The following is a 14,466-nucleotide window of genomic DNA, read 5'->3' as shown; positions in this document are numbered from 1 at the left end:
CTTATTAGCCACTTTGGTGGGCGAATTGCGCCAGTTGATGTTCACACAGGAAACGAAACGTATGGCCTGGAAAAACGATCGGCAAACGCAGACGACAAACCGATGATGGATTGTTCATTTCAGCATTCAGTAACTGCATTACCACGCGATAAGTCCGTTGTGCGGGCTGGCGCAGCTCGCTTTGTCGGTACATTTCGGCCAGGTAATAGTGTGCCGGCCAGTAGCCCGGTTCCTGATAAACCACCTGTTTGAACCAGGCGATAGCCTGCTGCGTCTGGTGTTGCCACATCATCGCCAGGCCGAGCAGCATTTTGGCCTCTGCCGACCACTCATCCTGCGCGAGGATCTGCTGCGCGTTGCCGGCTGTCTGAGAAAATTCACGTTGCTCAAGGGCTATCACCCCCTGGATCAGCAGCGCATCCTGATTACGGGGATCGTCGCGTAATACGCAGGCGATACACTTTTCGGCTTCAGAAAAACATTTCTCATCGAGACAGGCGCGTGCTTTCTTCAGCCAGTCATTATTCTGCTGCACCGTTGGCGCAGAAGCGTCCTGTTCAACCACCGTTCTCGGCGGTGCAACGCGCAATGCAGCTCGGGGCACGGGCGCGACCTTCGCCGCTTCGCGATGGTGACAAAAATAGAAAATGCCCTCTTCCTGCTCCAGTTTTAGAATGTCGAAATTGTTGGCCAGCGTTTCTGCATTGCCAAAAAATAAGGCCCCCTGCGGCTGTAACATCTTCAATAAATTACCGTGCAGTTCACGACGCGTTGGCGTGTCGAAATAGATGGACACGTTGCGCAGCAAAATGATGTCCACTTCCGGCAGCAACTGCTCTTTTATAATGTTGGTGCGATGAAAGGAGACTTTCTCACGAATCTCATCATGCAGCCGGTAGAGGTTTCCCGAGCGGGTAAAGTAACGTTGCTGAATACTCGGGTCGACGCCGCGAAACGAGTAGCTTGAATAGCAGGCGTTACGGGCTTTTGCGAGGATTGCCGGGTCAATATCACAGCCGTAAATTTCAATACGCTGCGCCATCGCGCCGAGGAATTTCTCATGCAGCTTGATAGCCAGCGAGTAGGCTTCTTCCCCCGAGGAGCATCCGGCACTCAGAATACGCACCGGGCCGCTACGCTGTTGCAGCAGACGTGGGATCCACTTGTCACAGATTAAATCCAGCGTATCGCTTTCACGGAAAAAATAGGTTTCGTTAATCGTAATCAACGTAATGAAGCTATCAAACTCGTTCTGCGAGATACGCAGTTGCTCGTAGTATTCATAGTAATCACTGATTTTTCGCTCAGCCATTCGTCGACTCAGCGCCGTTTTCAGCAGTGCTTCCATGGCGTTATCGAAGTGTAAACCGACCCGTTCTTTGATCAGACGGGCATAATCAGGAAGATTGGGGATCATGGCAATTTACTCTCAAAGCGCCCGTGACACGCCATTGCAAGCAACACTTTGGCAAGGCCATCCAGTGGGATCGTGCGGTGTATCAGCTGCTTGTCGATCGCGTTCTTATTCATACCAAATACCACCGAACTCTCTTCGTCCTGCGCCAGCGTTCTGCCGCCTCGCCGGAAAATAAGCTCGATGCCGCGACAGCCATCGCTGCCCATCCCCGTCATGATCAGTCCGACGGCTTTTTCGCGAAACACTTCAGCCACCGACTCCAGTAACAGATTGCAACTGGGATGGTAAACGTCACTTTCCTGTCTGGGGATCGCCGCCAGACGCTGGTTGTTTTTGACGATCAGATGCTGCTCCGGCGGTAATATATATACATACCCAGCCTGTACCCGATCGTCTTCCTGCGCCAGTCGTACCTTCAGCTCGGTCACGCTGTCCAGCCAGCGCACCATATCTTTTGCGAAACCATCAGCTATATGCTGGGCGATTAGCACCGGACACGGGAACGTACCGGGGAGTTCCTGCAATAGCTTACTCAGCGCCTGCGGCCCGCCCGTCGAGCAGGCAATCGCCAGCACAAAAGGCCAGTCCTGCGGCGACTGTGCGGCATCCGTTGTCGGTCGTGCAGTTGGCATCACCGGTTCACCAGGATGGCGTAATCCCTTGATATGACGAATAACTTTCACGCCAACCAGCAATTCTACTTTGCGATGCAGGGCGTCCGTTGATAGCGGGAAATCACTGCTATGATGCAGCACCGCCAGCGCACCGCGTGAAATGTAATCATCATCCCATTGTTTTTCTGGGCAAAATCTCATGACCAAAATGGGGATGGCGCTGGTTGCCATAATCGTTTCGACAACCTCGACGTTATCGGCGCTTGAGGTATCCAGCGTCAGAATCAGCAGATCGGGCATCAGCTGTTGCAACAACCGAATCGCCAGCCGGCGATGGGCTGCTTGCCCCACTACCTTAATATGCGGGTGATCCTCCAGTTGCCTGACCAGCTCATTACGCGACGCGCTGCCCAGGTCGAGGATCAGCACCCGAATGTTGCCGCTATTCATGCTTCTGCTTCCGTCAGAGTGAATGAGGACGACGCCTCTTTCAGCGCTTTCGACAACTGCGTCATGTCCTGGCTGACAACCAGAATGTCTTTGATGGACTGCGAGGTATAGTTACTGGCAACGACAATCTCTCGCAGCGCCATAACCACCTGATTACTTGCTGTTTTCTGCTGCTGGGTAGACAGGGATATTTGCAGCGCCGCCGTCGAGGTTTGCTCTGCAGTCACAACGATATCATTCAGATGCTCGGCGCTGACTTTGCACGCTCTGGCGCCCGCTTTGATGCTCTCGCCGCCTTTTTCGGCGTTCAGCACCAGGCGATTGATTGCGTTTTGGATCTCGCTGATCTTATTCTCAATCTCAACCGTCGATTCCGTTACCGAGTCGGCCAGACGGCGGATTTCAGCTGCCACCACCGAGAAACGCTTACCGGCTTCCCCGGCGCTGGCCGCTTCCAGCGCGGCGTTAAAGGCGATCAGTTTCGTTTGATCCGCGACGCTGTTAATGATCACCATCACCCGACTGATTTCCGTCGACTTATTGCCGAGCATCATGATTTCACGCATGTTTTGCTGATTGTCGGTGTCAATATCCGTCATGCGCATCAGCAACTGCGACATCGATTCTGAACCTTTATTGCAATCATCAAGGGTCTGATTGGCGATATCCACAACCGCCCGCGAATGTTCAGCAATTTGCGTGGAAGACGCTGACAGTTCCTCCATGGTGGAGGTAATTTCAGCCACCGAAGAAGAGGTTTCCACGCTGGTTGACGCCTGACCATCTACCGCCTCGGTGATGTGCAGCGACGCCTGATGCACCGAATTCGCATGAGAAACCATACCACCGACCAGCGAGTGCAAACGCTGGCGCATCGTTTCTACCGCGCTCAGCAACTCGCCAATCTCATCGTGATGATCGACCTGCACATCCACCGTTAAGTCGCCTTCAGCGATACTCTGCGCAATCCCCAATACGCGGTTTAAGCGCCGGGAAATCAGGAAGCGGCTGGCAACGGCAATCAGCAATAAAATGATGGGCAGCAGCAGCGCCGTGAATAACAGCAGACCGTTACGCACCAGATTGCTGCTTTTGGCGACATCGTCAACGTAGTTGGTCGTTGCGATTATCCAGTTAATCCCTTCAACGTATTCATAAACGGCGACTTTGGTTTTCGGCAATGCGCCATAACCGCTCACCCAGTTGTAATAGGTGATGCCATTTTTATGTTCGAGCATATCGGCAAATAGCTTAAAACCATTGGCATCAGTAATATTAATGACCTGCTGGTTGTTCAATGAGGGATGGACCAACATCCGACCCGGTTCAAATCCGGCATCCAGTACGTAGGCATAGCCATCTTTGCCAATATGCACATTCAGCAAACGCTGAATAATCGGTTGCAGACTTTGTTTGACGTCAAAACCTACCGCAACCGCCCCAACCACCTGGCCATATTTATCGGCAATCGGTTCATAGTGACTAATAAACTGCTTACCAAATAGCGTCACTACGCCGGAAAAAGGTTTGTTCTTCAAAAGTAACGGTAATGCCGGGTTGTCGCGCCCCAACGCCGTTGCGGTTGCCGTATTGCCTGAACTTGCCAGCAAGGTGCTACTAACGCGCACAAACTGCTCGCCTTGCAAAATAAACGTGCTGGCAAATACGCTGGTTAGTTCGGTGAAATGCGCGTTGGTGTTCGGGTTACTCAGGACCGCTTTTAATTCAGTAGAGTCCATGTAACGCAGCGGTTTATTAGCAACGTTTTGGTAGTTGTTGATATAAACATTGCTGTAATGCTCCGCATCGCGTGTCACTCGCTGGAATTCGTTAGATATGCTGTTGTGGAATATACGCGTGTTGGTCTTAATCATCTCCAGCGCATTGACCTGCAGTTGTCTGGAAAGATAAGACGATAATATAAAAGAGGCGCCAATCAGCAATGTTGCGATACAAACCACCAGAATCATGCCGAGCTTCATCGCTACACCGGGATGGATATTGTGTAGCCAGGATAGCACCCGAACGCGCGGCCCCACACCGCTGGCACCCGCCGTTCGATTTTTCACTTTAATAATGTCACTCATATTTTTTATTCTCTACCTGAGAAGAAATGACTCTTTTTGGTCATAAGAAGTTCGCGCTCTGCTTATTCCAGCGAAAGCAGCGGCGTAGGCTTGCCAATGTGATATCCCTGTAACCACCCCACATCCATTTTTTCCAGACACGCCTGAATCGTAGCGTTTTCAACAAACTCGGCGACAACCTGCATATTTTTCATTTCGGCAACGCGGCAGAATGACTCGACGATGTAATAGCTGATTTCACTTTCGGTGATCCGTCGAATAAAAGAGCCATCGATCTTCAGAATGTCTGCTTCGATATTCATCAGGCGGGCATGACTGGCAAACCCGGTACCAAAGTCATCAATGGCTACCCGACATCCCAGTTGGCGTATTAAACGAAGCGTTTCCACGGTTTGCTCTTTGTCTGAAAGCGTATCGGCTTCCGTTATCTCAAAAATAATCCGCTGCGGCTCGACCGCGTAATCGTGCAGGAGCTGGGTGAGCTTCGCGATAATATTGGAGCGACATACCGTCACCGGCGCCAGGTTGATGGAAAAACAGCGCTGCGGATGGTTACGCATAAATTTCAGGGTATTTTCGATAACCCAGAGATCGATATCAGGCGCCAGCCCCGCATCATGAGCAACCGGCAGAAAGCTGTTCGGAGGAATAAATTCCCCCCGTTCGTTGAGCATGCGGATCAATATTTCATGATACGGCGCTTCACCATTGGTACTGACGATTGGCTGCGCCATCAGCACAAACGTGTTGTTATCCAGCGCATTTTGCAGCGCGGTGCGAATTTCCGTTTTATCGACAATGTGGTTGCCGAGGATCCGGCTATGCTGCGCCTCAATGTTTTCCGGCCTGCCGTTGGTCAGCGATAAACCCGCCACCATGCCCAGCTTCCCCACCAACTGATAAATGTCATCACTGAGATCGTTAATCAGGCAATAGCCCAAACCGCTGCGAAAACCCAGCCGATGGTTATTGTAAAAAAGCCGAAAACTATTGGCCGCCTGGTACAAGTCGCATAGCCGTTCCCAGGTACTATTTTCAAGCCGAATCAGCAGATCGTAACCCGCGTGGTAATAGACTTTCTCGCTTTTAACCAGGTGTTGGCGCAGATGGTCGGCGAGGATCTTCTGATAGCGGGCGCGAAAATGAAAGCCATAGCGGCGCGAAAACAGCTCCAGCTCCGGAATTTGTATCAGGCACACCGTCGCGTGCTCAGTCGTAAACAGCTCCGTCTTCAGCGCACGCAGATTCGCCATACCCGTCATCGGATCGGTCAGGCCGAGCAGAAGCGCCTGGTTAAATCGCTGGCGGGTAAATTTGGCCAGCACTCCCATGATCACGATGGTAAGCGTAAAGACAAAGATCAACGTTGAAACCAGCGCCTGATGCTGAATGAAGTCCACATCGCTGGCGATATAACTGTCGTTATGTTTGCCTAAAATGATCACCACGATGGTCCACACCAGCATGGTGAACAAATGACCAATTTTAATGGATCCCCACAGCATTAACGGGAACAGCAAGATCAGGCTATAGAGAGAGAAAAAGACGTTCAGATTGTCCGGTGATGTTAAAAAGAACATCAACAAAAAGAGTAAGGCGCACCATGAAATAGCGCCAAAGGCGCTGATATTGCCTTTACATTGTGCAGCAATTGCCCGCCAGAAAGTCAGCAGGAAAGATGGTCGACGGATGATTCGATAAATTTTGTAAAATAAAGGGATACCCGTCAGACAGCCGTTGATGCTCCCCTGAACGCGTACCAGCATACCCAGACTTAACGCCGGAAAGTTATCCACATCTGGTCGTTGGCCATGGGTGACAATCATCGCAAAAAGTTTACCCAGCACCAGATACAGCAGGACGTTATAGCCACACAGCCAGACCAGACGATTAAGGCTGATTTTGATACGACCAAAGCTAACGCAACTGCGTCTGCCCGTGACTCTGCGGTAAGCGGCGTAGCTTAAAGTTGCAGCTAAGATCAGGCACAACGCATCTACCCGTTGGTTTTGCGGGCCGATCGCAAACATGACGATAAGGAACAGAACAAATCCCGGTATCACCCGAAAACCAAACAAGACTAATGCGGCAGAAAATACGGCCAGTTTGAGATCGTAAACTGTTAAAATAGTATTATTGATAATACTGTAACCGTTAAGATATTGTGCCAGCGGGTAAAAAAGGCCAGGTAACGCAAGTGGCAGACACCATTCCCGAATGTTTTTTACCGTGTTTGTATTTATTATTGCGTCCAAATCAATTTATCCGCTATGCACTATACCAATAGGACTTTAATCCAGACTCGAATGTCACAAACAAATCCTTTTGGGTCAGTCGATGCACCATAGCAAAATTGTCAACATTGACCGCGCACTGAGAAAATAAAATAAGGTTCTATATTGAAGTGAGCATCTTATTCATATCAAATCAGGAAATAAATACCCATTTATAGACAAAAATGGACATCCCGCAGGGATAATGCCACGTCCTTCCCTGATAAAATAAAAGCTAATTCATTGATGCCACGTAAAAAAACAAGAACTCCAGTGATAAGCCATTAGCACCTCCAACCAGTGTGCACAAAAAAGCTTCGCGGACAGCATTAATGTCAACATTAATATGTTGTCGAGGGCATAACGAAAAATGTATTTTTATGCACACTTTTGCCTGTTGACGAAAAGAGCAGCGTTATCTATATTCGCATACCGTATTTTTGTCATTACTCACCATGGTTCAATGTTATTTATTTGTTACGTCATTACGTTTCACCTCTTTCATCTACTTGTTTGCAACAATAATATTCCATTAAGTAATAACAGAAATTAAATTTAGTATCGCGTAATCTTTTCAGGAATTAACATAATCCGTGGCAAAGTCTCTGTTTTCCCTTAAAGCAATAAAAGGGTGGCAACATTCCATCACTGGCAAAATAACGCAGTTCTTGCTGGCGGGTATCGTTATTGCTTTTAGCGCTGGCGCCTTTACTAACTGGAGCCTGATAGACAACTTTTCTTATCAGCAGTGGGTACAGCGAGCTGAAGCAAATGCGCAGATTATGACCTACATCATCCGTAGCGTGTATACCACCGTTTCGGTTGAGACCAGCGATGCGGGGCAGATATCCCGCATCGTCTCCGACAGACAGATTGGCGATACCGACTCCATCCTGCAAACCGGTTATAACCCGGTAGACGTCCTGGCGCTGGCGTCAGTTCAGACGCACAGCCCCACCTGGCTGTTTCTCTATACGCCGGAGAAAGGCTTCGTTGGCATCAATAACAAATCAGAAGATGGCGAAGGGATTATCTCCTTCTCAGGCCGCCTGCCGCGCGATGTGCTGGTCAATTACTATGTTGGTTTCGCCCAGATTAATGGCGAAGAGTGCTTTATCAGCGCCGTACCTATTTTGACGCCTTCTGGTGAGATCCTCGGGAGCCTGATAAGCAGCATCGGTAAAAAAAGCGAGTTGTATGCCACCTACGACGCGATGCTTAAAAAGAGCAGTATCATTTTTGTTCTGATTTTACTGGTGACGCTGGCCCTGGTCACAATGTTTATGCGCCGCCTGTTCCGTCCTGTTCCGCTGCTGATAAACTCCCTCACCCGCATCGCCCATGAAGAGACGGATTGCATAACCCCCTATCTTGATCAGGACGACGAAATTGGGCATCTGGCCGGGGCCATTGAAAAACTGCGCGTCGCGATGAAAGAGCGTGGCTATCTGCAACGCATGCATGAAATGTCGCAGAAGATGGAGCATATGGCCCATCATGATTCACTCACCGGATTACCCAACCGCGTTTCGTTCGGCCAGGCGTTGGATAAGCGCGTTAGTGAACTGCATCTGGAGGACAGAGCGTTCAATCTGCTGTTGATTGACCTCGACAACTTCAAGCCGGTGAACGACACCTTCGGCCATAAAGCGGGCGATGAACTGTTAATCAGCGTTGCCCAACGTCTGCAGTTATTGCTGGGTCCCAACGATATTGCGGCGCGTCTGGGCGGTGATGAATTCGCCATCCTGCAACATGTCGACGACAACGCCATCAAAGAAGCGAATCGGCTGGCGAAGCGTATCATCCGCGCGCTGAGCACCCCGTTTACCTGGAGTTCTCATACTTTTTCTATCAGCTGTAGCATCGGTATTACCACCGCGCCCAGGCAGGGGAATACTACCTCAACGCTCATGATCAATGCCGACCTTGCCATGTACGCGTCTAAGCATCATGGCCGGGGTTGCTACCACTTCTTCGAAGACGGCATGGTGATGATGCAAACCCACAGCCTGTTCATTAATCAGGAAATTATCGATGGTATTGATAACAAGGAGTTCGAACTTCATTACCAGCCGATTATTAATCTGCAAGATGAAAGCGTTTATGGCTACGAATCGCTGATCCGCTGGAATCACCCCACTAAGGGACTGATTTATCCCGATTATTTTATCAATATCGCCGAAAGCTCCGGCCTGATTGTGCGTTTAGGCGAATGGATTATTCGCCAGTCCTGCGAAGCCGCAGCCAAATGGCCAGAGCATGTCAGAGTTGCCGTTAATATCTCGGCCTACCAGTTGCACAGCCCCGGACTGGTTGACGTGATTAAAGATGCGTTACGCATCAGCCAGATCTCAGCGGAACGCCTGGAAATAGAAATCACCGAATCAGAAAAACTGGATAAATCGATCGCCTTACCCGTACTGAAAGAGATCCGTTCTCTGGGTATCGAAATCGCGATGGACGATTTAGGAACCGGCTACGCGGCGCTGGACTATCTGCTGATCTATCCCTTCACGCGTATCAAGATCGCGCGCACGTTGGTCGATAAGCTCCAGCAGGATAATGCCAGCCAGTATTTGATTGTGATGCTGATTCAGTTTGCCCATAAATACAATATGTCGGTTACCGCTGAAGGGGTGGAAACCGCACAGCAGCGCGACATTTTGCGCGCCATTGAATGCCAGAATGTACAGGGCTATTTCTTTAGCTATCCGCTGCGTGAACGTGAGGTACTTGCCGCGTTTGCCGCAGAGGTCAGTGAAGAAGGACTGTGCCATGTCTGACATCTTGCGCCTGGCAAAACGCATGCTGATGGCGGTTGCCCTGCTGATGATTGGGGCTACGCCATGCTTAGCGGGAACTCAGTTGCAACTGCACACGCTGGAGCAGATCGCGACTACAAAAACCATTACCCTTGGTTATCAGGATGATGCGTTTCCTTTTTCCTGGCAGAACGGCAACCGCCCTGCGGGTTACTCTATCGATATCTGCAACAGTATCGTCAGCGCGCTCAAGACAAAACTTCAGCTTAAAAAGCTGAATGTAAAGTGGGTAAAAGCCAATTCAGCATCGCAGTTTGTACTGATTAAAAACCACATGGCAGACATCATGTGTATACCTGCCTTTTATTCGAAAAGTCGCCACACTATTAGCGAATTTTCACTGCCGTTTTACTTTTCAAGCACCCGCTTTGTGATGCGTAAAAATGAAAGTAATGACAGTCTGGCAGAACTTTCGGGACATAGCGTGCTGGTAAAAAGTGGTACGATTTACGTTGAACAACTGCAAAAAGTGAATGCTGCTAATGACCTGGATATTAATATTCAGCTCGATACCAATAACATTACAGCCTTCAATGAACTGAAGAACGGCGAGTATTCTGCGCTGATCTCCAGCACCGTTTTACTGAAAGGGATGATTGCGCAAACACCTAACCCTGAAGACTATAAACTTTCCAACATTGCGCTTAGTGCTCCACTACCGGCAGGCTTGTTACTGCCGTTACACGATAAAGAATTTAAAGAATTCGTTGATGCCACGCTTTCTTCCCTGATGACCAGCAACGAATTTACTGCGCTGTACAATAAATGGTTTCTGTCTCCCATTGCCCCGCAAGCTATTAATTTAAACATCCCCATGTCAGACAACCTGAAAGCATTAACCGCAGCTAAAAAGAAGATCAGTTTTGATTATGAAAAATATAATTAATCGTGAGATGACAAGGATGAAGCGCACGGTGCAATGGCTGTTGTTACTGGCAGGCATCGTCATTTCCCCCGCGCTGATGGCGCAACAGAACGCTGCGACGCTCGACCACATTCAGAACAGCAGCGTGCTAAACGTGGGTTATCGCCAGCTGCCGCCGTTCTCTTTTACAGACAACAGTGGCAAGGTCACGGGGTATACCATCGCGGTATGTAACATGATTGCCGATAAGTTACGCCAGTATCTGAAGCTCAACAAATTAACCATTCATTATATTCCCGTGAATTTTGCCGAACGCTTCTCCGCATTAAACACGCGTAAAATAGATATGGACTGTGGCGTAAATACCAATGCGCCGGAGCGAACCTCCAGCGTGTCGTTTTCTGACAACTATTACACCGCAAAGATGCGCATCATCTCTTTGCGTAAAAATAATATCCAGTCAATTGCCGATCTTAAAGGACGCACGGTGAGTCTGACCGGAAGCTCAAAAGATTTGCTGGAATTTAATAAAGCAAACAGAGAGCAACATCTTAATATTTCAACGATTACCAGCACTACCATAAAGGGTGCATTTGAGAAGATGGCGCATAATGAATCCGCCGCGTTCTTTGTTGATGATATTCTCGCCTGGCCGCTGATTAATCATAGCGAGCAACCCGAACTGTTCAGCGTTTCAGCACAAAGCATCGGTAACGATATGCACTATGCCATTATGATGAGGAAAAACGATCCGCAGTTTGTGACGTTTGTTAACAGTACGCTGAAGGACTTTTTTGCCTCGCCGACCAATGTGCAATTACGCAAAAAGTGGTTGTCTCCCTGGACCTGCGAAAAGATGAAAAATCCATCGCCAGACAGTTGCCAGCATAACCATTGAACATTATCAGCAACAGCTTACGCCAGCGCCTGCTTCGCCTGTGGAAAATCCCCGGGATGCTGCTGTTGCTGCTATCGGTCCATTCGCTTCGTGCGGCCTGGGATTTCGCCAGTATTCAGCAGAAGTCTGATGCGCTTTACGGCCCGGCAACGCCAGAGGCGCAACAACGGATCCGCGCCTGGCAACAGCTTTTGCTTACGTTGCGCAGTGCCGACGAGCAAACGCAATTACGCGCCGTAAATCAATTCTTTAACGATAAAATCCGTTATACCGAAGACATTGATGTCTGGCACAGCGTGGATTACTGGGCCACTCCCATTGAGTCGCTACGCAAAGGTGAAGCGGATTGTGAAGACTACGCGATCGCCAAATATTTCACCCTCCGCCAGTTGGGCGTCTCCGAAGACAAGCTACGCATCACTTACGTTAAAGCCCTGCGTTTAAACCGCGCGCACATGGTGCTGACCTGGTACGCCACCCCTGAGGCGATTCCTCTGGTGCTCGACAGCCTGACCAGCACTATTTCACCTGCTACGCAGCGCATGGACTTATTACCCGTCTACTCCTTTAACAACACCGGCCTTTGGCTTCCCGGCAATCAGAACAATAAACGTGTTGGGGATAGCAAGAGGCTTTCTCGCTGGCAGCAAGTTTTCACCAAAATGCGGGAAGAAGGCTTCCCGATGGATAAATAGGAATCGCCCGTGTCTCTTTTTAAACAGTTACTTCTGGCAATCTCTCTCTTTATGATGGTTGTATTCTGCGGCAATTTTATTGTGACGCTGGAGAGTTCCCGCAATCAGTCCAATAACCAACTTCTTTCACATGCCCAGGATGCGGCAACGGCGCTGGGCGTTTCGCTGACGCCCAACGTCAACGACCCGGCAATGATCGAGCTGATGGTGAGCTCTATTTTCGATAGCGGTTACTACAAAAAAATCCGCATCGTCGACCTGGCAAACGGCAAAATGATGCTTGAGCGCAGCGCTGCGGCATCTATTCCCGACGTCCCCGGCTGGTTCGTTGATCTGGTGGATGTCACTCCGCAAACCGGTGAGGCAACGATTATGCGCGGCTGGCAGCAGGCTGCACGGGTTGAAGTGACCAGCGATCCTATCTTTGCCGTACAGCGTCTGTGGGACAATACCCTGGGTAATCTGTTGTGGATGCTGTCCTGCTGCCTCGCCTGTTTAATCGCCGGTAGTCTACTGCTGCGCAAGCTGCTACGCCCGCTCAATTATCTGGCAAAGCAGTCGGAAGCGATTACCCGCCGCGAGTTTCTGACGCTCCACGAGTTGCCCAAAACGCCAGAATTGCGCCGCGTTGTGGGCGCTATGAATTTGATGGCCGCGAAGCTCAAGTCGTTATTTGAAGAACAAGCTATCTACAGCGAACGTCTGCACAATGAGGCTTATCTCGACAGCCAGACTGGAATTGCCAACCGCCGGGCGTTCGATATGCAGCTTCAGGCGCGGCTAAGCGACGCCGATACCGCGCCGGGATATCTGTTGCTGGTCCGCGTTCAGGATTTGGGCGGTCTGAATCAGCGTTTTGGCGGGCCGCATACCGATAAGCTGTTGCTCAATATCGCCAACCTGCTGAACGCGCATAAAGAAAAATATGCCTCTCTCGACAGTACGCTGGCCCGCATTCGCGGCGGTGAGTTTGCCCTGCTATGTCCTGGCGTGACCCACGGTGAAATACTGGACTTGTCCCATTCGCTCGGCCAAAAGCTGACGGCCTTTTACGCCACCGGGATGTCAGACCAACAGCCGGTGGCCTACACCAGCATGGTACCGTTTAGCGCCGGGGATAACGCCCAGTCATTGCTGATTCAGGCCGATCGCCTGCTGGTAGAAGCCGAAACGCGCACCGATCATCAGGTCGTTCCCACCGCAGAGGTACCTGCGAGTACAGAAGATCAGCATTTGTGGTTTGTTCGTCTGGAGCATGCGCTGGAAAACCAGCAGTTCCAGTTGGTTTATCAGCCGGTGGTCGATTGCCGCCAGCCGGACAAAATTCTGCATTACAAGGTGCTGTCGCGCATCATTGATGAACAAGGTAATACCCTTACCGCTGGTCGATTCCTGCCGTGGATCCACCGCTTTGGCTGGAGCCAACGCCTCGATAAAGTGATGCTGAAACTGACGTTGAATCAGTTGAAAACCGCGCCCGGAAAATTGGCATTGAGTATCTCCGGGAGCTCTGTCGCCAGTGCGACCGCCATTGCTGACCTACTCACTCCACTGCGCTATTCACCGAAATTAGCCAGTCAGTTGATTCTGGAACTCGATGAGAATCAGTTGCCAGGCCCCCATCAAATGGCGGCATTTGTTAAAGCCGTCAGTCAGCACCGCTGCGCGCTGGGTCTGCAACACTTCGGTAGTCGTTTCGATATGATCGGCCATCTGTCACAGTGGGGACTTGCTTACCTGAAAATCGACAGCAGCTATATCCGCAATATTGATGAAGAAAACGATAAGAGTTTATTTATTGAAGTATTATGCAGCGCCACGCGCAGTATTGACTTGCCGCTCATTGCCGAACGGGTTGAAACACAAGGCGAACTGAAGGTATTGCAGGAGTTAGGGATTGATGGCGCAATGGGCCAATTATTAGGTGAACCCGCACCGCTGTGATAAAAGCAGGCAGTCTTGAGACACTTGTATATTGCCGGATGGCGCTTCGCTTATCCGGCCAACAAACTCACTGCCTGCGTCAGCTAAAAAATACGATCATCACCGCCAAGCAGTTGCTCTAACCCGCCAAGTTCCTGGCGCGCATTCGCACGATTCAATAATTTAACCTGCGCCATCGGCGGGAGATCGGTAATGGCAATCACGCCTTTACGCATCAACAGGTAAATCAGATCGTCTAGCACGCGCACCATCTCGAGGTCGCTTTTTTGCAACGTCGCTAAAGCCTGCTGGTTGTCATTTTCCGGGCTTTTTGCCCCGCCTTCTGCCTGCACGTTTGCAGCAGATGAATCAGAATTCATATCAATGCCTTTTCATTTTGCAAGATGCTGCTGCCCTGT

10 protein-coding genes are annotated in these 14,466 nt (G+C 50.1%); 5 read left to right on the top strand and 5 right to left on the bottom strand.

The features are described from left to right. Positions 1-4: 4 nt before the first annotated feature. The 4 genes from OGV77_RS23195 to OGV77_RS23180 form a co-directional block, all read right to left on the bottom strand. The gene (locus tag OGV77_RS23195; protein ID WP_087051250.1) at positions 5-1,417 is read right to left on the bottom strand and encodes a CheR family methyltransferase; all 1,413 of its coding nucleotides are present in this window, start codon (positions 1,415-1,417) and stop codon (positions 5-7) included. Next, the gene (locus tag OGV77_RS23190; protein ID WP_043017363.1) at positions 1,414-2,481 is read right to left on the bottom strand and encodes a chemotaxis protein CheB; all 1,068 of its coding nucleotides are present in this window, start codon (positions 2,479-2,481) and stop codon (positions 1,414-1,416) included. Before OGV77_RS23190 ends, OGV77_RS23195 begins: the two co-directional genes overlap by 4 nt. After that, on the bottom strand, positions 2,478-4,568 hold the full coding sequence (locus OGV77_RS23185; protein WP_087051249.1) for a methyl-accepting chemotaxis protein: 2,091 nt from the start codon (positions 4,566-4,568) through the stop codon (positions 2,478-2,480). The genes OGV77_RS23190 and OGV77_RS23185 overlap by 4 nt, the downstream gene beginning before the upstream one ends. A 62-nt stretch (positions 4,569-4,630) precedes the next feature. After that, a complete protein-coding gene (locus OGV77_RS23180; protein WP_087051248.1) occupies positions 4,631-6,823 on the bottom strand; it encodes a sensor domain-containing phosphodiesterase in 2,193 nt (730 codons plus the stop codon). A 611-nt stretch (positions 6,824-7,434) separates the two neighbouring features. On the opposite strand from OGV77_RS23180, the gene OGV77_RS23175 reads away from it, so the two are divergent. From OGV77_RS23175 to OGV77_RS23155, 5 genes are read left to right on the top strand one after another with little or no spacing between them, the layout of a single operon-like run. Next, positions 7,435-9,627: a putative bifunctional diguanylate cyclase/phosphodiesterase gene (locus tag OGV77_RS23175; RefSeq protein ID WP_075145713.1), complete on the top strand. Its 2,193-nt coding sequence runs from the start codon at positions 7,435-7,437 to the stop codon at positions 9,625-9,627. A gap of 22 nt (positions 9,628-9,649) precedes the next feature. Beyond that, the gene (locus tag OGV77_RS23170) at positions 9,650-10,552 is read left to right on the top strand and encodes a transporter substrate-binding domain-containing protein (RefSeq protein ID WP_231130621.1); all 903 of its coding nucleotides are present in this window, start codon (positions 9,650-9,652) and stop codon (positions 10,550-10,552) included. Between the two features lie 16 nt (positions 10,553-10,568). After that, entirely contained in the window at positions 10,569-11,429 is an 861-nt protein-coding gene (locus tag OGV77_RS23165; RefSeq protein WP_231130620.1) for a transporter substrate-binding domain-containing protein, read from the top strand. Positions 11,430-11,485: 56 nt separating this feature from the next. Beyond that, the gene (gene lapG / locus OGV77_RS23160; RefSeq protein ID WP_051642767.1) at positions 11,486-12,124 is read left to right on the top strand and encodes a cysteine protease LapG; all 639 of its coding nucleotides are present in this window, start codon (positions 11,486-11,488) and stop codon (positions 12,122-12,124) included. 9 nt (positions 12,125-12,133) lie between these two features. Continuing rightward, complete coding sequence (locus tag OGV77_RS23155; RefSeq protein WP_286502985.1) at positions 12,134-14,068, top strand: bifunctional diguanylate cyclase/phosphodiesterase; 1,935 nt, start codon at positions 12,134-12,136, stop codon at positions 14,066-14,068. Between the two features lie 83 nt (positions 14,069-14,151). Here OGV77_RS23155 and OGV77_RS23150 read toward each other — a convergent pair whose 3' ends face one another. Next, the gene (locus tag OGV77_RS23150) at positions 14,152-14,427 is read right to left on the bottom strand and encodes a hypothetical protein (RefSeq protein ID WP_043017370.1); all 276 of its coding nucleotides are present in this window, start codon (positions 14,425-14,427) and stop codon (positions 14,152-14,154) included. Positions 14,428-14,466: the final 39 nt, after the last annotated feature.

Source organism: Citrobacter sp. Ce129 (assembly GCF_030334545.1).
GTDB lineage: Bacteria > Pseudomonadota > Gammaproteobacteria > Enterobacterales > Enterobacteriaceae > Citrobacter > Citrobacter europaeus.
The sequence above is the reverse complement of the archived record's forward strand: the minus strand, read 5'-3'. Positions and strand labels throughout refer to the sequence as shown.